Annotated in this window: 24 protein-coding genes; 9 read left to right on the top strand and 15 right to left on the bottom strand. The window is 72.3% G+C overall.

From position 1 onward, the window contains the following. Positions 1-656 (bottom strand): YbfB/YjiJ family MFS transporter (locus tag AVS7_RS01135; protein WP_020226667.1); only part of this gene is annotated, 656 nt, incomplete at its 3' end. Positions 657-710: 54 nt separating this feature from the next. Between AVS7_RS01135 and AVS7_RS01140 the strand changes: the two genes are divergently transcribed. Next, positions 711-1,583, top strand: a complete 873-nt coding sequence (locus AVS7_RS01140; RefSeq protein ID WP_020226668.1) for a LysR family transcriptional regulator — start codon at positions 711-713, stop codon at positions 1,581-1,583. Next, positions 1,580-2,638 carry a nitronate monooxygenase family protein gene (locus AVS7_RS01145; RefSeq protein ID WP_020226669.1) on the top strand — a complete coding sequence of 353 codons (1,059 nt, stop codon included), beginning with the start codon at positions 1,580-1,582 and terminating at the stop codon, positions 2,636-2,638. The genes AVS7_RS01140 and AVS7_RS01145 overlap by 4 nt, the downstream gene beginning before the upstream one ends. Before the next feature lie 51 nt (positions 2,639-2,689). Here AVS7_RS01145 and AVS7_RS01150 read toward each other — a convergent pair whose 3' ends face one another. From AVS7_RS01150 to AVS7_RS01165, 4 genes are read right to left on the bottom strand one after another with little or no spacing between them, the layout of a single operon-like run. Further along, a complete protein-coding gene (locus AVS7_RS01150; RefSeq protein ID WP_024000751.1) occupies positions 2,690-3,640 on the bottom strand; it encodes a glycosyltransferase family 32 protein in 951 nt (316 codons plus the stop codon). Beyond that, the gene (locus AVS7_RS01155; protein ID WP_020226671.1) at positions 3,637-4,644 is read right to left on the bottom strand and encodes a glycosyltransferase family 2 protein; all 1,008 of its coding nucleotides are present in this window, start codon (positions 4,642-4,644) and stop codon (positions 3,637-3,639) included. The genes AVS7_RS01150 and AVS7_RS01155 overlap by 4 nt, the downstream gene beginning before the upstream one ends. Next, complete coding sequence (locus tag AVS7_RS01160) at positions 4,641-5,771, bottom strand: glycosyltransferase (protein ID WP_034689663.1); 1,131 nt, start codon at positions 5,769-5,771, stop codon at positions 4,641-4,643. The genes AVS7_RS01155 and AVS7_RS01160 overlap by 4 nt, the downstream gene beginning before the upstream one ends. After that, entirely contained in the window at positions 5,743-7,053 is a 1,311-nt protein-coding gene (locus tag AVS7_RS01165) for an O-antigen ligase (RefSeq protein WP_024000752.1), read from the bottom strand. The genes AVS7_RS01160 and AVS7_RS01165 overlap by 29 nt, the downstream gene beginning before the upstream one ends. Positions 7,054-7,128: 75 nt before the next feature. On the opposite strand from AVS7_RS01165, the gene AVS7_RS01170 reads away from it, so the two are divergent. Further along, complete coding sequence (locus AVS7_RS01170; protein ID WP_020226674.1) at positions 7,129-8,091, top strand: glycosyltransferase family 32 protein; 963 nt, start codon at positions 7,129-7,131, stop codon at positions 8,089-8,091. Positions 8,092-8,104: 13 nt separating this feature from the next. Here the strand turns inward: AVS7_RS01170 and AVS7_RS01175 are convergent, their stop codons facing one another. The 3 genes from AVS7_RS01175 to AVS7_RS01185 are packed head-to-tail and all read right to left on the bottom strand — an operon-like array spanning position 8,105 to position 9,725. Continuing rightward, positions 8,105-8,311, bottom strand: a complete 207-nt coding sequence (locus tag AVS7_RS01175) for a zinc-finger domain-containing protein (protein WP_020226675.1) — start codon at positions 8,309-8,311, stop codon at positions 8,105-8,107. Between the two features lie 5 nt (positions 8,312-8,316). Continuing rightward, positions 8,317-9,255 (bottom strand): branched-chain amino acid transaminase, encoded by a 939-nt coding sequence (locus AVS7_RS01180; RefSeq protein ID WP_024000754.1) that lies wholly within the window; start codon positions 9,253-9,255, stop codon positions 8,317-8,319. A 41-nt stretch (positions 9,256-9,296) separates the two neighbouring features. Continuing rightward, a complete protein-coding gene (locus tag AVS7_RS01185) occupies positions 9,297-9,725 on the bottom strand; it encodes a hypothetical protein (protein WP_020226677.1) in 429 nt (142 codons plus the stop codon). Between the two features lie 77 nt (positions 9,726-9,802). Here AVS7_RS01185 and AVS7_RS01190 point away from each other — a divergent pair, with 77 nt between their 5' ends. Further along, positions 9,803-11,230, top strand: coding sequence for a PLP-dependent aminotransferase family protein (locus tag AVS7_RS01190; RefSeq protein ID WP_020226678.1), 1,428 nt, complete (start codon positions 9,803-9,805; stop codon positions 11,228-11,230). A 72-nt stretch (positions 11,231-11,302) separates the two neighbouring features. Here the strand turns inward: AVS7_RS01190 and AVS7_RS01195 are convergent, their stop codons facing one another. From AVS7_RS01195 to radA, 3 genes are all read right to left on the bottom strand, one after another. Next, positions 11,303-12,346 carry an acyl-CoA dehydrogenase family protein gene (locus AVS7_RS01195; protein WP_020226679.1) on the bottom strand — a complete coding sequence of 348 codons (1,044 nt, stop codon included), beginning with the start codon at positions 12,344-12,346 and terminating at the stop codon, positions 11,303-11,305. Beyond that, on the bottom strand, positions 12,343-13,770 hold the full coding sequence (gene ccoG / locus AVS7_RS01200; protein ID WP_020226680.1) for a cytochrome c oxidase accessory protein CcoG: 1,428 nt from the start codon (positions 13,768-13,770) through the stop codon (positions 12,343-12,345). The genes AVS7_RS01195 and ccoG overlap by 4 nt, the downstream gene beginning before the upstream one ends. A gap of 93 nt (positions 13,771-13,863) precedes the next feature. Then, a complete protein-coding gene (gene radA / locus AVS7_RS01205; RefSeq protein ID WP_020226681.1) occupies positions 13,864-15,240 on the bottom strand; it encodes a DNA repair protein RadA in 1,377 nt (458 codons plus the stop codon). Between the two features lie 33 nt (positions 15,241-15,273). Between radA and AVS7_RS01210 the strand changes: the two genes are divergently transcribed. The 3 genes from AVS7_RS01210 to AVS7_RS01220 all read left to right on the top strand — a co-directional run bounded on the left by AVS7_RS01210 (position 15,274) and on the right by AVS7_RS01220 (position 17,815). Beyond that, complete coding sequence (locus AVS7_RS01210; RefSeq protein ID WP_020226682.1) at positions 15,274-16,251, top strand: 2-dehydropantoate 2-reductase; 978 nt, start codon at positions 15,274-15,276, stop codon at positions 16,249-16,251. Between the two features lie 62 nt (positions 16,252-16,313). Further along, on the top strand, positions 16,314-16,928 hold the full coding sequence (locus AVS7_RS01215) for a glutathione S-transferase family protein (protein ID WP_020226683.1): 615 nt from the start codon (positions 16,314-16,316) through the stop codon (positions 16,926-16,928). After that, a complete protein-coding gene (locus tag AVS7_RS01220) occupies positions 16,925-17,815 on the top strand; it encodes an NAD(P)-dependent oxidoreductase (protein WP_020226684.1) in 891 nt (296 codons plus the stop codon). The genes AVS7_RS01215 and AVS7_RS01220 overlap by 4 nt, the downstream gene beginning before the upstream one ends. Before the next feature lie 9 nt (positions 17,816-17,824). On the opposite strand, the gene AVS7_RS01225 is transcribed toward AVS7_RS01220, so the two are convergent. Beyond that, positions 17,825-18,604, bottom strand: a complete 780-nt coding sequence (locus AVS7_RS01225; protein ID WP_020226685.1) for an IclR family transcriptional regulator — start codon at positions 18,602-18,604, stop codon at positions 17,825-17,827. 115 nt (positions 18,605-18,719) lie between these two features. Here AVS7_RS01225 and AVS7_RS01230 point away from each other — a divergent pair, with 115 nt between their 5' ends. Beyond that, positions 18,720-19,715 carry a tripartite tricarboxylate transporter substrate binding protein gene (locus AVS7_RS01230; RefSeq protein ID WP_020226686.1) on the top strand — a complete coding sequence of 332 codons (996 nt, stop codon included), beginning with the start codon at positions 18,720-18,722 and terminating at the stop codon, positions 19,713-19,715. A gap of 10 nt (positions 19,716-19,725) precedes the next feature. Then, positions 19,726-20,991 (top strand): fumarylacetoacetase, encoded by a 1,266-nt coding sequence (gene fahA / locus AVS7_RS01235; RefSeq protein WP_020226687.1) that lies wholly within the window; start codon positions 19,726-19,728, stop codon positions 20,989-20,991. Between the two features lie 85 nt (positions 20,992-21,076). Here the strand turns inward: fahA and AVS7_RS01240 are convergent, their stop codons facing one another. The 3 genes from AVS7_RS01240 to alr form a co-directional block, all read right to left on the bottom strand. Continuing rightward, positions 21,077-22,096, bottom strand: coding sequence for a cytochrome-c peroxidase (locus AVS7_RS01240; protein ID WP_020226688.1), 1,020 nt, complete (start codon positions 22,094-22,096; stop codon positions 21,077-21,079). 158 nt (positions 22,097-22,254) lie between these two features. Further along, positions 22,255-23,052, bottom strand: coding sequence for a hypothetical protein (locus AVS7_RS01245; RefSeq protein WP_020226689.1), 798 nt, complete (start codon positions 23,050-23,052; stop codon positions 22,255-22,257). 1 nt (position 23,053) lies between these two features. Beyond that, positions 23,054-24,151 (bottom strand): alanine racemase, encoded by a 1,098-nt coding sequence (gene alr, locus AVS7_RS01250; RefSeq protein ID WP_020226690.1) that lies wholly within the window; start codon positions 24,149-24,151, stop codon positions 23,054-23,056. Positions 24,152-24,166 lie beyond the last annotated feature (15 nt).

Here is a 24,166-nt window from a genome sequence, read left to right on the forward strand (position 1 = left end):
GGCGTGCCGCCCTGCGCCGCGGCCGGGGCGGTGCGCGCCGCCCCGCCGCCCGGCGCCGCGCGGCCGCGCACCACGGGCCAGACCAGCGCGCACAGCAGCACCGACAGCAGCGCGAACGCCACCCAGCCCGCGGCCGCGCGCCATCCGCCGGCCACCATGGCGCCCGCCGCCAGGCCCGTGAGCACGATGCCCAGGCCCGGCCCGCAGAAGATCAGGCCGCCCAGCGCGGGCCGGCCCAGCGCCGCCAGGCGCACCATGCACCACGCGGCCACGTTGAGCAGCACCACGGCGCTGGCCGCCCCCGCCGCGAACCGCAGCAGCGGCCAGCCGCCCTGCAGCGGCAGTGCCATCGCCAGCGTGAGCAGCACCGTCGCCACCAGCCCCGCACGCGCCAGCACCGCCGGATGCCAGCGCTCGTAGAGCCGGGGCGCCACCCACGGCAGCGCCATGCAGGCCAGCGCGCCGGCCAGATAGCCCACGTAGTTAGTCATGGCGAGCCAGCTGCCCTCGGCCAGCGTGACCACGCCGTCCGCCAGCATCATGGGCAGCAGCGGCGTGAATGCGAAGCGCCCCACGCCCATGGCGACGGCCAGCGCCAGCATGCCCGCGAAGGCGATGGCACGCGGCTGCGCGGTCCAGGCGGGATCGGCTTGCATTTCAATCCTGTTTTGAGATAATTTCTTTATTAATCATCTCACAAACAGAATGAAATGGACCTGGTGACGCTGGAAATCTTCCACACCGTGGCAGCGGAAGGCAGCGTGACGCGCGCCGCCGAGCGGCTCGGGCGCGCCCAGTCCAACGTGACCACGCGCGTGCAACAGCTCGAGGAACAGCTGGGCGTGCCGCTCTTCCTGCGCGAGGGCAAGCGCATGCAGCCCACGCCCGCGGGCGAGATCCTGCGCGGCTATGCCGACCGGCTGCTGGCCCTGGCCGAGGAAGCGCGCCAGGCCGTGCGCCCCGGCCAGCCCACGGGCCTGCTGCGCCTGGGCGCCATGGAAAGCACCGCCGCCGCGCGCCTGCCCGGGCCGCTGGCGCGGCTGCATGCGCAGTGGCCGCAGCTGGTGCTGGAGCTGCGCACCGCGCCCTCGCGCCAACTGGTCGAGCAGGTGCTGGCCCACCAGCTCGACTGCGCCCTGGTCGCCTGGCCGCCCCCGGGGCTGGAGCCGGACGCGCCCGTGGAGCGCACTCCCGTGTTCACCGAAACCCTGCTGCTGGCCCTGCCGGCGAGCCACCCGCCCGTTGCCCGCCCTGCGGACCTGCGCCTGGACCAGCTCGCCGCCTTCGCCCACGGCTGCACCTACCGCCGCATGGGCGAAGACTGGATGCGCCAGGCCGGCGGCGAGCCGCCGCGGGTGCTGGAGCTGGCCTCCTACCCCGCCATCCTGGCCTGCGTGGCCGCCGGCCGCTGCGCCGGTGTGGTGCCGCAGTCGGTGCTGGAGCTGCTGCGCACGCCACCCGCGCTGCAATGGGTGCCGCTGGGCACCTGCGACACGGTGCTCGTGCACCGCGCGGGCTACGCCACGCCGGCGTTCGCGGCGCTGCAGGACACCCTTCTTTCCAACGGAGACGACACACCATGACCCCGCTGCTGCAACGCCTGGGAATCCCCCTGCCCATCGTCCAGGGCCCGATGACGGGCTCCGACACCCCGCCGCTGGCCGCCGCCGTGTCCCAGGCCGGGGGGCTGGGCATGCTGGGCTGCGGCATGCGCTCGCCCGAGGCCATGGCCCAGGCCGCCGCTGCCGTGCGCGCCGCGACGGACAGGCCCTTCGGCATGAACCTGTTCGTGCTGGACACGCCCGCGCCCGACGCCGCCACCGTGCAAGCGGCAATGGCGCGCCTCGCCCCGCTCTATGCCGAGTTCGGCCTGACGCCCGAGGCGCCCGCGCGCTGGTGCGAAGACTTCGCGGCGCAGCTCGAGGCGCTCATCGCCGCGCGCCCGGCCGTGGCGAGCTTCACCTTCGGCATCCTTGACGGCGCGCAGGTCGAGCGGCTGCACGGCGCGGGCTGCATGGTCATCGGCACCGCCACCACGCTGGCCGAGGCGCTGGCCTGGCAGGAGGTGGGCGCGGATGCGGTATGTGCATCGGGCATGGAGGCGGGCGGCCATCGCGGAACGTTCCTCGGGGATTTCGACGCGAGCCTGGTCGGCACCATGGCGCTGATCCCGCAGTGCGTGGACGCGCTGCGCATTCCCGTGATCGCCGCGGGCGGCATCATGGACGGGCGCGGCATCGCCGCCGCCCAGGCGCTGGGCGCGCAGGCGGTGCAGATGGGCACGGCCTTCCTGGCCTGCCCCGAGTCGGGCATCACCCCCGCGCAGCGCGCGGCCATGGCCCGCGCCCAGGGCACCGACACGCGCATCACGCGGGCCTATTCGGGCCGGCCGGCGCGCGGCATCGTCAACACGATGATGGAGCGGCTGGCCCCCGACGAGGCCGCCATCCCGCCCTACCCCATCCAGAACGCGCTCACCGGCGCGCTGCGCCGCGCGGCCGGCGCGCAGGGCCGGGCGGACTACCTGTCGCTCTGGGCCGGCCAGGGCGTGGGCGCGGCGCGCGTGATGCCTGCGGGCGAACTGGTGGCGCTGCTGGCACAGGAATGGCGCGCCGCCACGGCATGCGCTCAGGAATAAGGGTGTTTTTGGCCTCCAGCGCTTATCCATCAAGCGCAAGCAGCTACTGAATCAGGAGCGATCCAGCCACCGGCCGGCCACGCTGTCCGGCAGGTACAGGCCGCGCGCCAGGTAGTCGCTGAGGCGCCGCCGGTCGGGCGCGCGCAGCTTGACGAGCGGCGGCAGCGGCCCGCGGATGCGCGAGAACAGCAGGCGCAGCTTGAGCGGGGCGCGGCGCCAGCCGCCCAGCGCGTGGTAGAGGTAGGGGCCGTCCTCGGCCCGGGCCAGGCTGAGGCGCCAGGCGCCGCCGCGCAGCAGCACGACCTGCAGGGCCAAGTGCATGGTGAGGTAGGCGGGCGCGTCGATGCGCTGCAGCGCCTGCGCGTAGAGGCCCTGGGCCTGCAGGTGGGCGATGTATTCCTCGCCGCTGCGGGCGATGACCTCGCCGGTGAACTCGCGCTGCAGCGCCGCGATGAAGGGGCTGGCGGGCGGCGCGGCCATGAACCAGTTCTCGACCACCGGGCGCTCGGGGACGCTGGTGTACAGCGCCAGGTAGTAGCCCACGAAGTCGGCGCCGGTGCGCGCCTGCTCGGCCAGCACCCAGTCCAGCGGCTGGGTGAGGATGGTGCTGGCGTCGAGCCAGATGCCGCCGTGGCGCAGCAGCAGCTCCAGGCGGATCCAGTCGGCCCGCTTGGCAGGCGAGGCATCCTGCAGCGCGGCGGGCAGGGCCGGCAGGTGCTGGAGCACGCTGCGGTCGTCGAGCACGCGGATGTCGAAATGCGGATGCAGGCGCCGCCAGCCGTCGATGCAGCGCTGCACGGCCAGCGGCGGCGTGCCGCCCTGCCAGTAGGCCCAGACGATGGGCGGGATAGCCCGGGCCTGGGGCGCGCCGCTGCCGTACGGCGTGAAGGCGAGCGTGGGCGCGGCCTCGAGCCAGCGCGGGCGCAAGCCGTACCAGCGCCGCAGCCAGCGGGCCAGCCACAGCTCGCTGCGGCTCTTGAAGGACAGGCGCGCGGCGGTCATGCGGTCGCCCGCAGGAGCTTGGCCGCGCGCAGCCACCAGCCGCGCCGCGCATAGGCGCGCGCCAGTGCGCGTACGTCCAGCGGCGAGTGGGCGGCGAAGTCGGCGCGCACCTGTTCGGCGGCGGCGCGACGCTCGGCCTCGGGCAGCGCGGCGTTCTGCACGAAGCGCATGGCGCCCACGAGGCAGCGCGCACTCTGGTGCGCCAATGCGAAATGCAGACCAGGGCTGGCGGGCAGCCGCCCTGCCGCCTCGGCGGCCGCCAGCGCCTGGGCGAAGGCGGTCAGCGCGCGCGACTGGTCCAGCGCCTTGGGCAGCGTCATGGTGGACAGGATGCTGCTGCCGCGCTGGCGGTAGGCCACCCAGGGCACCGGTGCGTAGCAGTGGCTGCGCGCGCGCAGCAGCGCCAGCGGCATGGTGGCCATGTCTTCGAAGTAGCGGCCCGGCGGGAAGCGCAGGTCCGCGCCCCACAGCGCGCGCCGCGTGACCTTGGACCAGGCGTGCAGCTGCCCCGTCATGAGCAGCCCGGCGAGCAGCGCCGCGCGGTCGGTGGACGGGCCGCCCGCCGCGCCGGCGAAGGTGGCGCGGTGCGATTCGCCGCGCAGCCGGTGCTTCCAACGGGGCCGCTCGCGCCAGACCACGAAGTCGCACAGCACCGCGTCGGGCGCGTGCTCGCGCACGACGGCATGCAGGCCCGCCAGGGCGCCGGGCAGAAGCTTGTCGTCGGAATCGAGGAACCAGAGGTAGTCGCCCCGCGCGGCGTCGATCAGGGTGTTGCGCGCGGCGCTCAGGCCCTGGTTGGCCGCGTGGTGCATCAGGCGCAGGCGGCCGGGCCAGCGCGCGGCGAGTGCGTCCATGAGCGCACGCGAACCGTCGGTGGAAGCGTCGTCGAGCACGAGGATCTCGACGCCCTCGCCTGCTTGTTCGATGACCGAGGCCAGGCACTCCTCCAGATAGTCCTGCACGTTGTAGACGGGCACGAGGACGCTGAGCCAGGGCGCGGTCATTGCGGCGCCTCCAGGCCGCGCAGCAGCAGGTCTTCGTAGCGCGCGGTCATGGTGGCCATGCCGTAGAGCCGCAGCGCATCGGCGCGCGCGGCGCGGGCCATGCGCTCGGCATCCTCGTGCTGCGTGAGCAGGCGCTGCAGCGCGTCGGCCAGCGCGACCGGGTCGGCATGATCAGCCAGCAGGCCGTTGCGGCCGTCGGCGATGACCTCCTGCACGCCCACCACGCGGCTGCCCGCCACGGCGCAGCCCGCGGCCATGCCTTCGATGAGTGAGAGCGGCATGCCCTCGAAATGCGTGGCGAGCACGCAGATGCGGTGGCGCATGAGCAGGCCGGGCACGTCGCCGCAGTGGCCGAGGAATTCCACCTGCCCGTCCAGCCCCAACTCGGCGCAGAGCTTGCGCGCCGCGCGCTGCGCACTGGCCTTGCCGCCGCCTGCGAGCTTCACGGGCGGCGCCAGGCCGCGATCGCGCAGCAAGGCCACGGCGCGCAGCAGCGTGGCGTGGTCCTTCTGGCGCGCGAAGCGCGCGGCCATGACGATGCCTGGCACGCGGTCGGCCCAGGCCATCGCGTCGGCGCGCTCGTAGGGCGCGAGGTGGATGCCGTTGGGGATGGCGATGGTTTTCTCGGGCGGAAAGCCGCGCGCCAGCAGGCTCTGGCGCACGCCCTCGGAGACGCCGACGATGGCCTCGGTGCGTTCGGCCAGCCACAGCGCCTGGCGCAGCCGCCACGCGCTGTAGCGTTCGCGCGAGTTGTGCTCCACGTGCACCAGGCGCGGCACGCCGGCGATCAGGCCCGCGTAGCGGCCCCACAGGTGCTCGCTGAAGCCGTGGGCCACCAGCACGTCGGGCCGCCAGCGACGGCACAGCGCGGCCAGCTGCCAGACGGTGGCCGCGTGCGCCCAGCCGGGCACCAGCTCCACGGCCAAGCCCTCGTCGCGCAGGGCCTGCACGCGCTCCGGCGGCGTATGGCGCTTGCGGCGCAGCGCCAGCAGCGCGTCGCAGCGGCCCGATGCGGCGTGCGCGCGCACCAGGTCCACTGCGACCTGCGTGGCGCCGGAGAAGCCGCCGGTCACGAAGTGCAGTACGCGCGGGCGGCGGTCAGCGGGGAGAGCGGGAAGAAGGGCCATGGTCGGCGTGCTCGGCATCCATACCGCGCAGCGCGGCCCAGGTGAGCATGGTCATGAACAGGTAGAACATGATGCCGCTGTTGTGGGCGAAGAACACCTGCGTCATGCCGAAGCCCGCGTACAACACCGGAATGCATACGCCGCCCAGGCGCAGCGCCAGCATCTGCGCCTGCACGTCTTCGGGCTGCCGCGCATAGGCTGCCATGCGCGCGCGCGTGGGCCAGAACATGGCCAGCGGCACGGCATACAGCAGCAGCAGCCAGAGCACGCCCACGAGGCCCGCCTTGACGAACATGTCCAGCGGCTCGTTGTGCGTGTAGATGTATTCCAGGATGGAGGGCTCATACTGCCCCGCCGCCACGCGCCGGGCCTTTTCGTCGAGGTAGCCCCGCATGCCCCAGCCGAGCAGCGGACGCTCCAGCCCGGCCTCCCAGGCGAAGCGCCAGTGCTCCAGGCGCTGGCCCACGGAGTTGTCGGCCTCGCGGCTGCTGCTGTAGATCTGGACCTCCTTTTCCATGAGCGCCCAGCGCTGGTCGAGCAGTTCGTAGTTCGCAGCCGCCAGCACCGCCAGCACGGCCGCCAGGCCGCCCAGCACGCGCCACAGGTCGCGCCGGTGGAAGCGCCACAGCAGGTACAGCCCCACGGGCAGGGCCATGGCCAGCGCCAGCCACCCGCCGCGCGACTGCGAGAGCACCGAGGCGTTGAGCGCCATCAGCACGGCCAGGGCTGCGGCCAGCACGCGGCCCCGGCCCAGTTGCCGGCGCAGCGCGATCGTCTGCATGGCGAGCATGGTGCCCATGAGCAGCGCGATGTTGCCCCACTGGATGGCATTGGTGTGCCGCGACGGGAAGCCCGACGCGCGCGGCGCGCCTTCCACGTGCACCTGCCACAGCGCCACGGCGCCCGCGCCCAGGCAGCCCGCGAGCAAGCCCCAGAACTGCGCCCGGGGCCGGGGCGCAGCGCGGCTCACGAACAGCAGGCAGGCAGTGCCGAGGAAGAACTTGGCCGGCCGGTCCCACCGCCCCCAGGCCTCCTGCGGGTCGGCCAGCACGTACCAGAGCACGCCCATGCCCAGCAGGACCACGGCCAGCGCCCAGGTCCAGGGGCTGTGGGTGCCACGCGGCCAGCGGTGTATGGAACACAGGGCGCCGATAAGCAACAGCGCCGCGCCGAAGGAGTAGCCCGACTGCACCACCAGGGCCAGCGCGGGCACCAGGAACAGCGCCGCGGTCGCCACCCGGCGGGGCCAGGGCGCAGGGCCGACAAGAGAGTCAAACATCATGGAATCGTGTGCGCCAGTGACAGAATACCGGCCGTCGCGCGAACGCGCAGTACGCCCGCCGTTGTTGTTATTGCCATGTCCTCACGCATTCCCGCCCCCATCCTGCGCGCCGCCTACCGGCTGCTGACCGCCGTGCAGCCCCGCAGCGCGCGGGCCTATCCGGGACAGCCCCTGACGACGGCCTTCGTGGGGCCGCAGGCCGCGACGCAGCCGCCCGCCCGGCAGGACGCCATTCCCCGCCGCATCTGGAGCTACTGGAACACGCAGACCCCCGACGCGGTGGTGGCGCAGTGCATCGCCAACTGGCGCACGCAATGCCCGGACTACGAGATCCACGTGCTGAACGGCGCCGACCTCGGCCCGCACGTGCCGCCGGAGCACCTGCCCGCGGGCTTCGCGCAGCTGCACCCCACCAAGCAGTCCGACTGGCTGCGTCTGTACCTGGTGCGCCACCACGGCGGCTACTGGCTGGACGCGACCACGCTGCTCACCCAGCCGCTGGACTGGATGGACGCCGCGCGGCGCGCGCAGGGCGCGGAGTTCGTGGGCTTCTTCCTGGAAGGCTTCACGCACGACGCGCGCTACCCGGTGGTGGAGAGCTGGATCTTCGGCGCGCCCGCGCACACGCCCTTCGTCAGCGCCTGGCAGCAGGAGTTCCACCACGCACTGGTGGAGCAGGGCAGCGCGACCTACCTGCAGGCCCTGCAGGCGTCGCCCCAGGGGGCCCAGGTGCTGCAGGGCATCGCCGATCCGCAGTACCTGCTGATCCACGTGGCGGCGCAGCAGGCGCTGCGCCGGGACAACGGCTTCCGGCTGGCCCTCTTCAAGGCCGAGGACACGGCCTTCTTCCACCAGAAGGCCGTGGGCTGGAAGTGGTACTGGCTCTACCCACGCCTGTGCCTGGCGGCCGCGCAGGAGCCCACCGCGCCGCTCATCAAGCTGCGCGGCGGCGAGCGGCGGCACTTCGCGGAACTCTTCGAGCTGCATGGGGGCCCCGCGGCGGGCAGCCTCTGGCAACGCGCCTGCGCGGGAAGGTGACGGCAAGCCCGTATCAGTGGCCTGCGCGGACGACTTCGCCCGCCTTGAGCCGGTACACGGTGCCGCAATAGGGGCACTTGGCCTCGCCCGTGTGGGCCACGTCCAAGTACACCTTGGGGTGGCTGTTCCAGAGCTTCATGTCGGCCTTGGGGCTGGGGCAGTACACACCACCCTGCGCGTTGAGGTCCTTGGCCAGCAGTTCGACGACGGCTTGCGACATATGCATCAGACCTTGGTGAGCCAGTGGGCGTACTTGGGATTGCGGCCGTTCACGATGTCGAAGAACGCGTTCTGGATCTTCTCGGTGACGGGGCCGCGGCTGCCCGCGCCGATGGCGACGCGGTCGAGTTCGCGGATGGGCGTGATCTCGGCGGCCGTGCCGCTGAAGAAGGCCTCGTCGGCGATGTAGATCTCGTCGCGCGTGATGCGCTTTTGCACGAGTTCGATGCCGAGGTCCTTGCAGATGTGCAGCACGGTGTTGCGCGTGATGCCGTTGAGCGCGCCGGCCGACAGGTCGGGCGTGTAGACCACGCCGTCCTTCACCACGAACACGTTCTCGCCCGCGCCCTCGCTCACGAAGCCGGCGGCGTCGAGCAGCAGGGCCTCGTCGTAGCCGTCGTCGAGCGCTTCCATGTTGGCGAGGATGGAGTTGCTGTAGTTGCTCACCGCCTTGGCCTGCGTCATCGTGATGTTGACGTGGTGGCGCGTGTAGCTGCTGGTCTTCACGCGGATGCCGCGCTGCATGCCCTCCTCGCCCAGGTAGGCGCCCCAGGCCCAGGCGGCCACCATCAGGTGGATCTGGTTGCCCTTGGGAGACACGCCCAGCTTCTGCGAGCCGATCCAGGTCAGCGGGCGCAGGTAGCACGATTCCAGGTTGTTGGCGCGCACCACGGCCTTCTGGGCCTCGTTGACCTCGTCCTTCGTGAAGGGGATGGCCATGCGCAGGATCTTGGCGCTGTTGAACAGGCGGTCGGTGTGCTCCTGCAGGCGGAAGATGGCCGTGCCGTTCACCGTGTTGTAGGCGCGCACGCCTTCGAAGGCGCCGCAGCCGTAGTGCAGCGTGTGGGTCAGCACGTGGATCTTGGCGTCGCGCCAGTCCACCATCTGGCCGTCCATCCAGATCTTGCCGTCACGGTCGGCCATCGAGGGAACAACGGGGCTCATGGGGGTGTCCTTTGGAGGAAAACTCGGATAAACCGGCGATTTTACGATTCGGCGGCCGGCCTCCCCGCCTGCGGCGCCTGCGGCGCGGGGCGCACCAGCTCCCAGCGCGCCAGTCGCCCGCCCACGAACTCGCAGGTCACGTGCGACTGCGTGCCGTCCGTCCAGCGGTAGCGCTCGGGGTCCTGGCCCTCGGCGGACAGCAGCTCGCCCAGGGATCGCGTCATGGCGATCACGTGCATGAGGTTCACGCCGGGCTTGAGCTTGGCGTTGAGCATCACGGCGCTGCCCACGTAGCCGATCGGGCTGTTGCGCGCCTTCTGCATCACGTTCATGAGGCGTGTGAAATGCAGCAGCGCCCACATGACGAGGCCGCCGCTCACGGTGAGGATGCCTTGCGGGCCGTAGGCCCGCCAGGCCGCGAAGACGAGGAAAACGATGCCGATGGGGATGAGGATCTTGCGCCAGTTCATGGGCGCGGATTGTCCCCCGAAGCGCGCCGCCCCGCGATGTGGAAGTACCGTACCCCGCAGGGGACAATGCTTGCGCCATGACACGCTACGCCGCCCTCGCCTCGGACATCGAAGCCTCCATCCGCGCCGGCGTGCTGCGCCCGGGCGACCGCCTGCCCTCGGTGCGCCACACCTGCGAGAGCCGCGGCGTGAGCGCCTCCACCGTGTTCCAGGCGTACTACCTGCTGGAGGCGCGCGGCCTGGTGCGTGCGCGCGAGCGCTCGGGCTACTACGTGAGCGAGGGCGCGGCCCGGCGCCCGCCCGAGCCCACCGGCGCGTCGCAGCCGGGCGACGCCTCGATCGCCGTGGACGTGAGCGCGCTGGTATTCGAGGTGCTGCAGGCCGGCACCGCGCGCGGCGTGGTGCCCTTCGGCTCGGCCTTCCCCAGCCCGCTGCTGTTCCCGCTGGCGCGCCTGGGCCAGGCCATGGCCGCCAGCGCCCAGGCGCTGGACCCGTGGAGCACGGTGGACGACCTCTCGCCCGGCAACCCCGCGCTGCGCCGCCAGATCGCGCTGCGCTACCTGGCCGACGGCATGCAGGTGCACACCGACGAGATCGTGGTCACCAACGGCGCTCTGGAGGCGCTGAACCTGTGCCTGGCGGCCATCGCCCGGCCGGGCGATGCCGTGGTGATCGAGTCGCCCACGTTCTACGCCGCCCTGCAGACGCTGGAGCGCATGGGCCTGCAAGCCATCGAGGTGCCCACGCACCCGGGCGAGGGCATCGACCTGGCGGCGCTGGAGCACGCCATCGCGCGCCACGGCCCCAAGGCCTGCTGGCTCATGACCACTTTCCAGAACCCGCTGGGCAGCCTGATGCCCGCGGCGAAGAAACAGGCCCTGGTGGCGCTGCTCGCGCGCCACGGCGTGCCGCTGATCGAGGACGACGTGTACGCCGAGCTGTACTTCGGCGACCGGCGCCCCCTGCCCGCCAAGGCGTTCGACCGCGAGGGGCTGGTGCTGCACTGCGGCTCGTTCTCCAAGTGCCTCGCGCCCGGCTACCGGCTGGGCTGGGCGGCGCCGGGCCGCTTCGCGCAGGCCGTGGCGCGCCAGAAGCTCACCACCACGCTGGGCACCTGCGCGCCGGCGCAGATGGCGCTGGCCGACTACCTGCGGCGCGGCGGCTACGACAAGCACCTGCGCAAGCTGCGCCACACCCTGGCGTCGCGGCAGGCGGCCTTCGCCGAGGCCGTGGGCGCGCACTTCCCGCCCGGCACGCGCGCCACGCGGCCCGCGGGCGGCTATTTCCTGTGGGTGGAGCTGCCCGAGGGCGTGGACGCGCTGCGGCTGCACCGGCAGGCGCTGGCGCAGGGCATCAGCACCGCGCCGGGGCCGATCTTCTCGGCGTCGCGCAGCTTCGCCCACTGCCTGCGGCTGAACTACGGCCACGAATGGAACGCGCGCAGCGAAGCGGCACTGGCCACGCTGGGACGGCTGGCGCACGCAGCGTTGCTTCCAAAAGAATAGCTGGCAGCGCTTTATTGCCGGGCATTCCAATGCCATTTCATATTGAAAGCGGCAAACAACAAGCGCAAGCAGCTATTTTTTCAATAGCTGCATCTCCAGCTGCGCCACGCTCGGCGTGATGATGGGGATGAAGGCCGCCTCGCGCCAGCGCCGCGCGAACCCTGGCGCCTGTCCCTCCAGATAGGCCTGGCCGCCCCAGGCCTGCAGCTCCAGCGCCAGCGCTTCCTGCACGTGCAGGGCCAGCGCCAGCCGCAGGCGGAACAGCGCGGCCGGGTCGGCGCCGAAGCGCCCGTCGTCCAGGCCCTGCAGCAGTTCTGCCACGTCCACCTCCAGGCCCATGCCCGCCTCGGCCAGGCGCATGCGCAGCGCCTCGCGGCGGCCTACGCGCTTTTGCGCGGCGAACAGGCTGGCGCGCGCCAGGCCGATCGACATGCCGCACTGCGCGCCCAGGAACAGCGGCCGCACCTGCGGCAGCCAGGCATTCAGGTCGGCATGCAGCCGGTCTTCCGGGCCGACCAGCACGCCCTGCAGCCGCACAGCGGCCACGTCGCAGCCGCGCAGCCCGATCAGGGGTAGGTCGGGGCTGCGCCGCACGCCGGGCTGGTCCAAGCGCAGCGCAACCACCGGCAGCGGCCCGCCCGGCACGGGCTGCACGGCGGCGGCCACGCTGAAGCCCTGCCCGCGCAGGTTGGTCACCCAGGGCAGCACGCCGTCCACGCGCCAGCGGTCCCCATCGGGCCGCGCCGCCAGCTCCAGCGGCTCGATGCCGCCGAGGAACTTCATCGCGTTCGACAGGCCCACGCCGCCGGCCCAGCGGCCCTCCAGCAGCGCAGGCAGCTCCCGCGCGCGCAGCGCCGGGTTGTCGCTCTGCACGACGAGCTCGGCGTAGCTGCGCTGGCTCCAGAGCACGAAGGCCGCCGCCACGGAATGCCGCGCCACCGCCGCGACGGCGGCGGCCACGTCGGAGGGCGCGCCGCCGTCGCCGCCCAGCGCCGCGGGCACGCCCACGCGCGTGAGCCCTTCGGCGGCCAGCCGGCCCAGCAGGTCGAATGCGGGCGGCCCGCTGTCCAGCGCATCGGCCACCTCGCCCAGTTCCTCATCCAGCCATGTCGTCATCGCGGCACCAGAAAGACAGATTTTTCGACCACCCGCGCGCGCGCCGCGCCGAGCGACTCCACCTCGAACCGCACGGGGTGCGATCCCGCCCCTGCCGATCCATAAGGAATGCGCAGGCGCACGGCCACCCAGCGCGATGCGGCCGGGCCCACCTCGACGTCGGAGTCCGACGCCACCGCGATCCCCTCCAGCCCCTGGGCGCCGATGCGGTAGGTCTGCGCCGCCTCGGTGGCGTTCATGATCTGCAGGCGGTAGATGTTCTCCAGCTGGCCGCCGGCCACGATGCGCGAGAGCGCCGCGCGGTCGCGCACCACGTCCACCTTGAGCGGCGTGCGCAGCGACAGGCTGGCGACCATGGCGGCGCTCAGGCCCAGCAGCACCGCACCATAACCCAGCACGCGCGGGCGCAGCACGCGGCGCAGCATGCGCGCGGGACTCCAGCGGCCCTGCAGGCCGTGGGTCGTCGCCAGGCGGATCAGGCCGCGCGGCAGGCCCACCTTGTCCATCACGCTGTTGCATGCGTCGATGCACAGGCCGCAGCCGATGCACTCGTACTGCAGGCCGTCGCGGATGTCGATGCCCGCCGGGCAGACCTGCACGCACAGCGTGCAGTCGATGCAGTCGCCCAGCCCCTGCTCTGCCGCGTTCTTGCCGCGCGCACCGCGCGGCTCACCGCGCTGCGCGTCGTAGGTGACGATGAGCGTGTCCTTGTCGAACATCGCGCTCTGAAAGCGCGCATAGGGGCACATGTAGCGGCACACCTGCTCGCGCAGGAAACCGGCATTGCCGTAGGTCGCCAGACCGTAGAACAGCACCCAGAAGATCTGCCAGGAACCCTGCAGCGCGAGCAGCTCGCCGCCCAGCGCGCGGATGGGCACGAAGTAGCCCACGAAGGTAAAGCCCGTCCACAGCGACACGGCAATCCACGCGCCCTGCTTGGCCGTCTTCTTCCAGAGTTTCTCCCCTGTCCAGCCGCTCGCATCCAGGCGCAGGCGCGCGCTGCGGTCGCCTTCGATGCGGTGCTCGATCCACAGGAAGATCTCGGTGTAGACCGTCTGCGGGCAGGCGAAGCCGCACCACAGCCGCCCGGCCACGGCGGTGAACAGGAACAGCGACAGCGCCGAGAGGACGAGCAGGCCGGTGAGGTAGATGAAATCCTGCGGGTAGAGCACCAGCCCGAACAGGTAGAAGCGCCGCGCGCCCAGATCGAACAGCACCATCTGGCGCTGGCCCCATTCGAGCCAGGGCAGGCCGTAGAACAGGATCTGAGTGGCCCACACCATGAGCCAGCGCCAGCGCGCGAAAACGCCGCGGATGGAGCGGGGGTGGATCTTGCGCCGCGCCTCGTAGAGCGAAACCGTCTCGGGCGCGGGCGCGATGGGAATGACTTTGCGCGGCCTGGCTGCGCGCTCTGGATGGGACATGGTGGGGCCTTGCTTTTGCCCCGACTATCGCGTGCGCCCCGCCCGTCCGCCAGCAGCAGATGCGGGCGATTCGGGCGTATCAGATGCAGTGCGTCAGGCCAGCCCGCGCACCACGTCCATCGCTTCCTCCACGCGCTCCACGGCGTGGATCTCCAGGCCCTCGATGGGCTTCTTGGGCGCATTCGCCTTGGGCACCACCGCGACGGTGAAGCCCAGCTTCGCGGCCTCCCTGAGCCGCTCCTGCCCGCGCGGCGCGGGGCGCACCTCGCCGGCCAGGCCCACCTCGCCGAACGCGATGAAGCCCTTGGGCAGCGCCTTGCCGCGCAGGCTGCTGGTGATGGCGAGCATCACCGCCAGGTCGGCGGCGGGCTCGCTGATGCGCACGCCGCCCACGGCGTTGACGAACACGTCCTGGTCCGCGCAGGCCACGCCTGCGTGGCGGTGCAGCACCGCGAGCAGCATGGCCAGGCGGTCCCGCTCCAGGCCCACCGACAGGCGCCGCGGGCTGGGGCCGCCGCCGTCGACCAGCGCCTGGATCTCCACCAGCATGGGCCGCGTGCCCTCCAGCGTGACCAGCACGCAGCTGCCGGGCACGGGCTCGCTGTGCTGGCTTAAGAAAATGGCGCTGGGGTTGGACACGCCGCGCAGGCCGCGCTCGGTCATGGCGAACACGCCGATCTCGTTCACGGCGCCGAAGCGGTTCTTGATGGCGCGCACCAGGCGGAACTGGCTGTGCGTGTCGCCCTCGAAATAGAGCACCGTATCGACCATGTGCTCCAGCACGCGCGGGCCGGCCAGCGCGCCTTCCTTGGTCACGTGGCCCACGAGGATGACGGCGATGCCCGTGGCCTTGGCCATGCGCGTGAGGTGGGCCGCGCACTCGCGCACCTGGGCCACGGAGCCGGGCGCGCTGGTGAGCTGGTCGGAATAGATGGTCTGGATGGAGTCGATCACGCAGACGGCGGGCTGCGTGGCCTCGACGGTGGCGAGGATTTTTTCGAGCTGGATCTCGGCCAGCACGTTGACCTGGCTGCCCTCCAGCCCCAGGCGGCGCGAGCGCAGCGCCACCTGCGCGCCGCTTTCCTCGCCCGTCACGTAGAGCGTGGGCAGGCCCACGCGGTGCAGCGCGTCCATGGCCTGCAGCAGCAGCGTGGACTTGCCGATGCCCGGGTCTCCGCCGATGAGCACCACGCCGCCCTCGACCACGCCGCCACCCAGCACGCGGTCCAGCTCCTCGATGCCGCTGGCGGTGCGCGCCACCTCGGTGGCCTCAATGGCGGCCAGGGGCATCACCGCCTGGGCCTGCGCCAGGCCCGCGGGCTTCGGGGCGCTCAGGCGGTTCTTGCCGGCGCTCTCGGCCACGGTCTCGACCAGGGTGTTCCACGCACCGCACGACGGGCACTTGCCGAGCCAGCGCGGGCTGGTGCCGCCGCATTCGCTGCAGGTGTAGAGGGTTTTGTCCTTGGCCATGGGGCGACGACTATAGCGGGGCACAATGCCCCCATGAAAGCATGCATCTACGGCGCCGGCGCCATCGGCGGCTGGCTCGGCGCGGCCCTTGCCCAGGCGGGTTGCGAATTGAACGTGGTCGCGCGCGGCGCCACCCTGGCCGCGCTGCAGGCCGAGGGCCTGCGCCTCACCCGCCCCGACGGCACCACGGCCCAGGTGCCCGTGCGCGCCAGCGACGCCCCCGCCGCGCTGGGTGCGCAGGACCTCGTGGTCATCGCCGTGAAGGCCCCCGCCCTGCCCGACGTGGCCCGGCGCATCGCGCCGCTGATCGGCCCGCACACGGTGGTGCTCACCGCCATGAACGGCGTGCCCTGGTGGTTCACCGACGGCTGCGAAGGCCCCGCGCGCGGGCAGGCGCTGGCCAGCGTGGATGCGGACGGCGCCATCGCGCGCGCCATTCCCGCGGGCCAGGTGATCGGCGGCGTGGTGCACGCGAGCTGCTCGCTCATCGCGCCGGGCCACGTGCGCCAGCACCAGGGCAACCGGCTCATCGTGGGCGAGCCCGGCGGGCAAGGCAGCGAACGCCTGGAGCGGCTGGCCGCGCTGCTCGCGCGCGGCGGCATCGAGGCCGAGCGCTCCACCCGGATCCAGCGCGACATCTGGTTCAAGCTCTGGGGCAACCTGACCATGAACCCCATCAGCGCGCTCACCGGTGCCACCACCGACCGCATGCTGGACGACGACCTGGTGCGCGGCTTCGCCTGCGCCGTGATGCTGGAGGCCAAGGCCATCGGCGAGCGCCTGGGCCTGCCCATCGACCAGCAGCCGGAGGACCGGTTCGCGGTCACGCGCCAGATCGGCGCGTTCAAGACCTCGATGCTGCAGGACGTGGAGGCCCACAAGCCCCTGGAGGTCGACGCCCTGGTGGGCGCGGTGTGCGAGCTGGGCCAGCGCACCGGCGTGCCCACGCCGCACACCGACGCGCTGCTGGGCCTCACGCGGCTCATGGCGCGCACACGCGGTTTGTATTGAAATCGGCCTCCAGCGCTTATCCATCAAGCGCAAACAGCTTCTTTTTTGATAGCATCCATCCTATGACTACCCTCACGCTCTACTACGCCCCCGGCACCTGCGCCCAGGCCGTGCGCATCGCCCTGCACGAAGCCGGCGCCCCCCACGAGGCCGTGCGCATCGACTTCGCCGCGGCCGAGCAGCGCAGCCCCGCCTACCTGGCCGTCAACCCCAAGGGCCGCGTGCCCGCGCTGCTCACTGAACATGGCGTGCTCACCGAAACGCCGGCCCTGCTGGCCTACGTGGCGCAGCACTTCCCCGAGGCGCGGCTGGCGCCCGCGGATGCCTTCGGCTTCGCGCGCATGCAGGAGTTCCACAGCTACCTGGCCTCCACCGTGCACGTGGCCCATGCCCACCGCCCGCGCGCGGCCCGCTGGGCCGACGAGCCCGAGGCCCAGGCCGCCATGCAGCGCAAGGTGCCGGCCAACATGGCCGAGTGCTTCGAGGTGATCGAGCGGCACTACCTCGGCGACGGCCCCTGGGTGATGGGCGGCCAGTACACCGTGGCCGACGGCTACCTGTTCACCGTGGCGGGCTGGCTCAAGAGCGACGGCGTGGACATTGCCCGCTTCCCCCAGGTGCATGCCCACTTCCAGCGCGTGGCCGCACGGCCCGCCACACAGGAGGCCCTGGCATGACGGCAAAACCCTCCATCGGCATGGCCGGCATCGGCCTCATGGGCCACGGCATCGCGCGCAACCTGCTGCGCCACGGCTACCCCCTGGCGGTGCTGGAGCATGCGGGCAACCAGCCGCTCGATGAACTGCTGGCCGCGGGCGCCACCACGCGCGCCAGCGGCGCGCAGCTCGCCGCCGGGGCCGACGTGGTCATCCTGTGCGTGACGGGCTCGCCCCAGGTCGAGGCCGTGCTGCTGGGCGACGGCGGCGTGCTCCAGGGCCTGCGCCCCGGCGCCGTGGTGATCGACTGCTCCACGGCCATCCCCACCTCCACCGAGCGCGTGGCCCAGGCCGTGGCCGCCGCGGGCGGGCGCTTCCTGGACGCGCCCATGACGCGCACGCCCAAGGAGGCGGCCGAGGGCCGCCTGAACCTGCTCGTGGGCGGCGACGCCGCACTGTTCGCCGAATGCCGCCCCATCCTGGCCAGCTTCGCCGAGAACATCACCCACGCCGGCCCCGTGGGCGCGGGCCACCGCATGAAGCTGCTGCACAACTACGTGTCGCTGGGCTTCGTGGCCCTGCTGGCCGAGGCCGCCGCGTGCTCCGAGCGCGCCGGCATCGACCCGCAGGTCCTGGTGCAGGTGCTGGCCCAGGGCGGCGGCGGCGGCGCGGCGCTGGAGCGGCTCAAGCCCTACCTGCTGGCGCGCGACCCCTCGGGCCTGCGCTTCTTCATGTCCAACGCGCAGAAGGACCTGGGCTACTACGCCACCATGGCCGAGGACGGGGGCGCCGCGCATGCGATCGCCGATGGGGTGCTGGCGACGTACGAGCGGGCCGTGCAGCAAGGGGGCGCGCAGGCTCTGGTGCCCGAGCTGGTCAGCCTGCTCGCGCAAGGCGGCGCCCGCTGAGCGCGCGGTTCAGCGCAGCGCCTCGCCGTCGCTCCAGCGGAAGCGCACGCGCGGCTCGATCTCCAAGATCTCGGCACGCAGCAGCGCCGCCAGCCGTGCGGCCTCGCGCTGCGTGAGCCGCGCCTGCGTGGTGGACACGCTCACCGCCGCGAACGCGCGCCCGCCCGCGTCGCGCACCGCATGGCCCACGGCGGCGGTGTTGGTGTTCAGGCAGCCCCCGCTGCGCGCATAGCCCAGCGCGCGCGTCTGCGCGACCAGCGTGCGCAGCGCGGGCACGTCCAGGCCGCCGTAGCGGCCCAGCACCTCGGCGTGGGCCTGCAGCGCGGCCTCGACCAGCGCGTCGTCCTGCGCCGCCATCAGCGCCAGGCCCGCCGCGCCCACGCCCAGCGGGCGGCGCCCGCCCACGGTGACGGTGAGCGGCGGGTCCAGCCGCTGCATGTTGGTGTGGTCGTAGCACACGGCCTCGTGGCCGCTCAGCACGAACAGGTAGGCCGCGTAGCCCGTGGCGTCGGCCAGGCGGCGCAGGTGGGCGGCGAAGAGCGGCGCCACGTCGTGCCGCGCGCGTGCGGCCAGGCCGTGCTCGAAGGTGAGGCGGCCCAGCACGTAGCCCTTGCCATCGGGCAACTGCGTGACCATGCGCGCTGCCACCATGTCGCGCAGCAGGCGGTGCACCGTGGGGTGCGGAATGCCGGACTGCCGCGCGATGTCCGACAGCGCCAGGCCCCGCGCGTCGTAGCGCGAGAGCTGGTCGAGGATGCGCAGGGCGCGGTCGAGCACCAGGGTCGTCATGCGTTGCCGTTGTCCATCCAGTGGAAAAAGCGATTGTAGGAAGCGCGCGGATCGCAACAATCGCCCCGGCTGCCGCCCGTTTCGCACGCGGCTTTCCCACCGAACAGGAGACTCCATGCACCGCCCCCTCATCCCCGCCCTGCCCCGCCGCGCCCTGCTGTGCGCCGCCACCGCCGCGCTGCTGGGCGCCGCCGGCCCGCTGGCCGCGCAGGACGCCTTTCCCTCCAAGCCGATCCGCTTCATCGTGCCCTACGCGGCCGGCGGCACCACCGACCTGGTGGCGCGCACCGTAGGCGCGCGCATGGCGCAGACGCTGGGCCAGCCCGTGGTGATCGACAACCGCGGCGGCGCGGGCGGCAACATCGGCATGGACGTGGTGGCCAAGGCCGCGCCCGACGGCTACACCGTGGGCATGGGCGCCATCTCCACCAACGCGCTGAACCCGCACATCTACAAGAAGGTGCCGTTCGACCCGCGCAAGGACTTCACGGCCATCGGCATGCTGGGCATGTCCACCATCGTGCTGGAAGTGGGCCCCGCCCTGCCCGTGAAGAATGTGGCCGAGCTGATCGCCCATGCGCGCAAGCACCCCGGCCTGCCCTATTCCACGGCGGGCGCGGGCACGTCCATGCACCTGGCAGGCGTGCTGTTCGGGCAGATGAGCGGCACCGAGCTGACGCACGTGCCCTACAAGGGCAGCGCGCCGCTGATCACCGACCTGATCGCAGGCCAGGTGCCCGTGGCGTTCGACAACCTGCCCGCGTCGCTGCCGCACATCCAGGCGGGCAAGCTCAAGGCGCTGGCTGTGGCGGGCTCGCAGCGCTCGCCCGCGCTGCCGGACGTGCCCACGCTGGCCGAGGCCGGCCTGGCCGGCTATGCGGTGGAGCCGTGGTTCGGCGTGTACGGCCCCGCCGGCATGCCGCCGGCCGTGGCGCAGCGGCTGGAGAAGGCGCTGCAGGAGGCGCTGGCCGAGCCGGCCGTGAAAGACAAGCTGCTGGCCGCGGGCTTCACGCCGCGCAGCTCCACGGCGGCCGAGTTCGAGGCGCTGACCCAACGCGAGTACCAGCGCCTGGGCCAGGTGGCCCAGGGCGCCCGCATGACCGCCGACTGACGCCGCAGCCATGACCTTGCATACCGACGCCACCCACGATCCCGCCCTGCGCAGCTGGGTCGATTCCGCCAACGTGGCTGGCTGCGACTTCCCGATCCAGAACCTGCCGTTCGGGCGCTTTCGCGCCGCGGACGGCGGCGCGCGGATCGGCGTGGCGATCGGCGACCAGATCCTCGACCTGCGCGCCGCCGGACTCGCCGGCAGCGACGACATGAACGCGCTCATGGCCATGCCGCCCGCGCAGCGCCGGGCGCTGCGCGAACGCATCTCGCAGGGCCTGGCCGCCGGCAGCGCGCAGCAGGCCGCCTGGGCCCCGGCGCTGGTGGCCCGGGCGCAGGCCGAGATGCTGCTGCCCTGCCGCATCGGCGACTACACCGACTTCTACACCAGCGTGCACCACGCCACCAACGTGGGCCGGCAGTTCCGCCCGGACAACCCGCTGCTGCCCAACTACAAGTGGGTGCCCATCGGCTACCACGGCCGCGCCTCGTCCATCGGCGTGAGCGGCGCCCGGGTGAAGCGTCCCATGGGCCAGCGCAAGGCGCCCGATGCGGCCGCTCCCGTGCTCGCACCCTGCGAGCGGCTGGACTACGAGCTGGAGCTGGGCTGGTTCATCGGCCAGGGCAACGCGCAGGGCGCGCCCATCGCCATGGGCGAGGCCGAGCAGCATCTGTTCGGCGTGGCGCTGTTCAACGACTGGAGCGCACGCGACATCCAGGGCTGGGAATACCAGCCGCTGGGCCCGTTCCTGTCGAAGAACTTCGCCAGCACGCTTTCGCCCTGGGTGGTGACCATGGAAGCGCTCGCGCCGTTCCGCGCGCCATTCGCGCGGCCCGAGGGCGACCCGCAGCCGCTGCCCTACTTGGATTCGGCGGAGAACCGCGCGCACGGCGCGTTCTCGATCACGCTGGAGGTGCTGCTGCAGACCGCGCGCATGCGCGCCGAAGGCATCGCGCCCGTCGTCCTGTCGCGCACCGACACCACGCGCGCCGCGTATTGGACGCCCGCGCAGCTCGTAGCGCACCACACGGTGAACGGCTGCAACCTGCAGAGCGGCGACCTGTTCGGCTCGGGCACGCTCTCCGGGCCCGGCGAGACGGAAGCCGGCTCGCTGCTGGAACTGGCCGCGGCCGGCCAGCGGCCCGTGCCGCTGCCCACGGGCGAGCGGCGCAGCTTCCTCGAAGACGGCGACACGCTCACGCTGCGCGGCTGGTGCGAGCGCGCGGGCGCGGTGCGCATCGGGCTGGGCGAGGCGAGCGGCACGGTGGTCGGCTGACGCCAGACGAAAAAAGGCCGGAGCCCCCCCGCAAAAGCTCCGGCCTGAAGGGCCCGCGAACGGGCCGTCTTTCGTTGTTGTGGCGTCAGTCGAACGGCTGGGGCCGCTTGGTCTTGTCGCTGGAGGGCGGCAGGATCGGCATGGCGATCTGGGGCTGGTCGCCCGTCAGCGTCTTCAGGAACGCGACGATGTCGGCGTTCTCCTGGTCGGTGAACTTCTTGCCGAGCTGGATGCGGCCCATGGTGTCCACGGCCTGGGCCAGGGTGTCGGCGGCGCCGTCGTGGAAGTAGGGATAGGTCAGCTCCACGTTGCGCAGCGTCGGCACCTTGAAGTTGAAGCGCTCGGCGTCGTTGCCGGTGACGGCGGAGCGGCCCTCGGCCGGGTTGTCGGTCTTGTAGGCCTCGACCAGGCCCATCTTCTGGAACGAGGTGCCGCCCAGGTTGGGGCCGTTGTGGCAGGCGACGCAGCCGGAACCCTTGAACAGCTCGTAGCCGCGCAGTTCCTGCGCCGTGATGGCCTTCTTGTCGCCCTTGAGCCACTTGTCGAAGCGCGCGTTGGGCGTGACCAGCGTCTCCTCGAACGCGGCGATGGCGGAGGTCACCTCGTCGATGGTGAGCTTGTCGTGGCCGAAGACCTTCTTGAACTCATGCACGTACTGCGGGATGGAGCGCAGCATGTCCACCGCGAGGTCGTGCGAGAAAGCCATCTCGCCCGGATTGGCGATGGGACCGCCGGCCTGCTCCTTCAGGTCCTTGGCACGGCCGTCCCAGAACTGGGCCACGTTCAGGCTGGAGTTGAGCACCGTGGGCGAGTTGATCGGGCCTTTCTGCCACTTGTCGCCGATGGAGGTCTTGAGGTTGTCGGAGCCGCCCATGCTCAGGTTGTGGCAGGAGTTGCACGAGATGAAGCCCGAGCGCGACAGGCGCGGGTCGAACCACAGCTTCTTGCCCAGCTCGACCTTGGCGGGCTCGGTCACCTTGGGCACCGCGATGGGCTGCACGGGCTCCTGCGCACGCGCGGGGGCCGCTGCCAGCAGCGCGGCCATGGACACCGCGCCCAGCACGAACCGTGCGGCGTGGCGGAGGGAGGGGGACTTCTGTTTCATAGGGGACTCCACTTCTTTCTTTGTCGCAAACCGTGTCTATGCGCTGTGGATCCCATTCTTCGGGAAGGCGCCGCCCTGCTTCTTGATGCAGAGCAACCCAAAGACATTTTCGGCAAAATGGTTATTGATTCCGCCAGGCGAAAAGCCGGCCGGCGCGCTCAGCGGTCGCGCAGCAGGTGCACGGCGTGCGGCAGGGAGCGGGCCTCGGGTACGAAGTGGTCCAGCCCCGCGCCCAGAACCACGGCACAGAGCAGCGCACCCAGCAGGGGCTTCCAGGTCAGGCGCACGGCGGCGGCGAGCCAGCCCGCGCGCTCGGCGCCCATCACCGCGCGCGCCGCCGCGACGGAGAAGGCCAGCTCCACCGCCACGGCCATCAGCACCTCGGAGCCGAAATAGGCCCAGGCCAGCGCGCCGGCGCCGAACAGCACCGCCGCGCCCAGCAGGAAGATGGCCACCACGGGCACGACCACCACCGCGCCTTCGTCGGCGCTGCCCGCGGCCTCCAGCGCGCCCGAGGCGGCATCGCCCAGGCCGCCATCGGCCATGCCCCAATCGCCGCTGGCGCCGCCGCCCGCGTAGTCGCCGCCCCCGCCGCTGCGGGGCGCGGCCGGGCCGCCGCGGCCCGAGGGCCAGCCCACGTCGGGCAGCAGGTCGGCGCCGTCGAGCGTGCCGCTGTCCTTGCGGGCGGGCCGCAGCAGCCACGCGGCCCACAGGCGCAGCACCAGCAGGTAGGCGAGGTAGCCCACGCCCAGCGTGGCCAGGTAGCGCAGCGCCAGGGACTGCACGCCCAGGAGCATCTGCGCGTGCGACACGGCCCACATCACGGCCAGCGTCAGGCTGCCGATGCACCAGCCGTGCAGGCGCAGGCGGTGGCGCTGCTGCAGGCTGTCCTGCAGCGCGCGCCGGGGCGCACGCATGCGGCGCCAGGTGGAGTCTTGGCCGCGCGGGCGCGCCATGTCAGGCCAGGGCAGTGACGGGCACGCGCGGCGCGAGCGCGCACATCAGCTCGTAGCCGATGGTGCCGCCCGCCTGCGCCACTTCGTCGATGGGCAGCACGGCGCCGCTGCCCGCACGGCCCCAGAGCGTGACCTCTGCGCCGATGCCGGCCTGGGGCAGGGGCGTCAGGTCCACGGCGAGCATGTCCATGCTCACGCGGCCCACGGTGCGCGTGCGCACGCCCTCCACCAGCACGGGCGTGCCGGTGGGGCAATGGCGCGGGTACCCATCGGCGTAGCCGCAGGCGACGACGCCGAGGGTGAGCGGCCCTTCGGCCGTGAAGCGCGATCCGTAGCCCACCGTGTCGCCCGCCTGCAGCTGCTGCACGCCGATGAGGCGCGAGGCCAGCGTCATCGTGGGCTGCAGCTCCCAGTCGGCGGCGGTGCGCTCGGGGTGGTCGGGCGCGCCGCCGTAGAGCACGATGCCGGCGCGCACCCAGTCCAGGCGCACGTCGGCCTCGCCGCCATGGCGCAGGATGGCGGCACTGTTGGAGATGCTGCGCTCGCCCGGCAGGTCCTGCGTGGCGCGGTGGAAGGCGTGCACCTGGTGGGCGATGCCGCGCTGGCCGTCGGCGTCGCTGAAGTGGGTCATGAACGAGATCTCGTCCACCTGCGGCAGCGCGTTCAGGCGCGCCCATGCGGCGCGGTAGCGCTCGGGCGTGAAGCCCAGGCGGTTCATGCCGGAGTTCATCTTGAGGAACACGCGGTGCGGCACCTGCGTCTTGTGCGCGGCCAGCCAGTCGATCTGCGCGTCGCAGTGCACCGCATGCCACAGGCCCAGGCGCGAGCACAGCTCCAGGTCGCGCGGCTCGAACACGCCCTCCAGCAGCAGGATGGGACCGCGCCAGCCCAGGGCCCGTACGCGCTCGGCTTCGGCCAGGTCCAGCAGCGCGAAGCCGTCGGCCGCGCGCAGGCCCTCGAATGCGCGCTCGATGCCGTGGCCGTAGGCGTTGGCCTTGACCACGGCCCACACGCGCGCATCGGGCGCGGCGCGGCGCGCACGCTCCAGGTTGTGGCGCAGCGCAGCGGTGTGGATGGTGGCGTGGATGGGGCGCGGCATAGGGGTGTTTCTACG

The organism is Acidovorax sp. MR-S7 (assembly GCF_000400995.2).
Taxonomy (GTDB): Bacteria; Pseudomonadota; Gammaproteobacteria; order Burkholderiales; family Burkholderiaceae_C; genus MR-S7.

Coding starts and splice junctions, on each gene's coding strand:
- ccoG (WP_020226680.1), bottom strand. CDS start 13,770: ATGTCCCATCCAGAGCGCGCAGCCAGGCCGCGCAAAGTCATTCCCATC.
- radA (WP_020226681.1), bottom strand. CDS start 15,240: ATGGCCAAGGACAAAACCCTCTACACCTGCAGCGAATGCGGCGGCACC.
- AVS7_RS01190 (WP_020226678.1), top strand. CDS start 9,803: ATGACACGCTACGCCGCCCTCGCCTCGGACATCGAAGCCTCCATCCGC.
- AVS7_RS01195 (WP_020226679.1), bottom strand. CDS start 12,346: ATGACGACATGGCTGGATGAGGAACTGGGCGAGGTGGCCGATGCGCTG.
- AVS7_RS01180 (WP_024000754.1), bottom strand. CDS start 9,255: ATGAGCCCCGTTGTTCCCTCGATGGCCGACCGTGACGGCAAGATCTGG.
- AVS7_RS01165 (WP_024000752.1), bottom strand. CDS start 7,053: ATGATGTTTGACTCTCTTGTCGGCCCTGCGCCCTGGCCCCGCCGGGTG.
- alr (WP_020226690.1), bottom strand. CDS start 24,151: ATGCCGCGCCCCATCCACGCCACCATCCACACCGCTGCGCTGCGCCAC.
- AVS7_RS01145 (WP_020226669.1), top strand. CDS start 1,580: ATGACCCCGCTGCTGCAACGCCTGGGAATCCCCCTGCCCATCGTCCAG.
- AVS7_RS01150 (WP_024000751.1), bottom strand. CDS start 3,640: ATGACCGCCGCGCGCCTGTCCTTCAAGAGCCGCAGCGAGCTGTGGCTG.
- AVS7_RS01230 (WP_020226686.1), top strand. CDS start 18,720: ATGCACCGCCCCCTCATCCCCGCCCTGCCCCGCCGCGCCCTGCTGTGC.
- AVS7_RS01225 (WP_020226685.1), bottom strand. CDS start 18,604: ATGACGACCCTGGTGCTCGACCGCGCCCTGCGCATCCTCGACCAGCTC.
- fahA (WP_020226687.1), top strand. CDS start 19,726: ATGACCTTGCATACCGACGCCACCCACGATCCCGCCCTGCGCAGCTGG.
- AVS7_RS01155 (WP_020226671.1), bottom strand. CDS start 4,644: ATGACCGCGCCCTGGCTCAGCGTCCTCGTGCCCGTCTACAACGTGCAG.
- AVS7_RS01170 (WP_020226674.1), top strand. CDS start 7,129: ATGTCCTCACGCATTCCCGCCCCCATCCTGCGCGCCGCCTACCGGCTG.
- AVS7_RS01240 (WP_020226688.1), bottom strand. CDS start 22,096: ATGAAACAGAAGTCCCCCTCCCTCCGCCACGCCGCACGGTTCGTGCTG.
- AVS7_RS01160 (WP_034689663.1), bottom strand. CDS start 5,771: ATGGCCCTTCTTCCCGCTCTCCCCGCTGACCGCCGCCCGCGCGTACTG.
- AVS7_RS01220 (WP_020226684.1), top strand. CDS start 16,925: ATGACGGCAAAACCCTCCATCGGCATGGCCGGCATCGGCCTCATGGGC.
- AVS7_RS01245 (WP_020226689.1), bottom strand. CDS start 23,052: ATGGCGCGCCCGCGCGGCCAAGACTCCACCTGGCGCCGCATGCGTGCG.
- AVS7_RS01215 (WP_020226683.1), top strand. CDS start 16,314: ATGACTACCCTCACGCTCTACTACGCCCCCGGCACCTGCGCCCAGGCC.
- AVS7_RS01210 (WP_020226682.1), top strand. CDS start 15,274: ATGAAAGCATGCATCTACGGCGCCGGCGCCATCGGCGGCTGGCTCGGC.
- AVS7_RS01175 (WP_020226675.1), bottom strand. CDS start 8,311: ATGTCGCAAGCCGTCGTCGAACTGCTGGCCAAGGACCTCAACGCGCAG.
- AVS7_RS01140 (WP_020226668.1), top strand. CDS start 711: ATGGACCTGGTGACGCTGGAAATCTTCCACACCGTGGCAGCGGAAGGC.
- AVS7_RS01185 (WP_020226677.1), bottom strand. CDS start 9,725: ATGAACTGGCGCAAGATCCTCATCCCCATCGGCATCGTTTTCCTCGTC.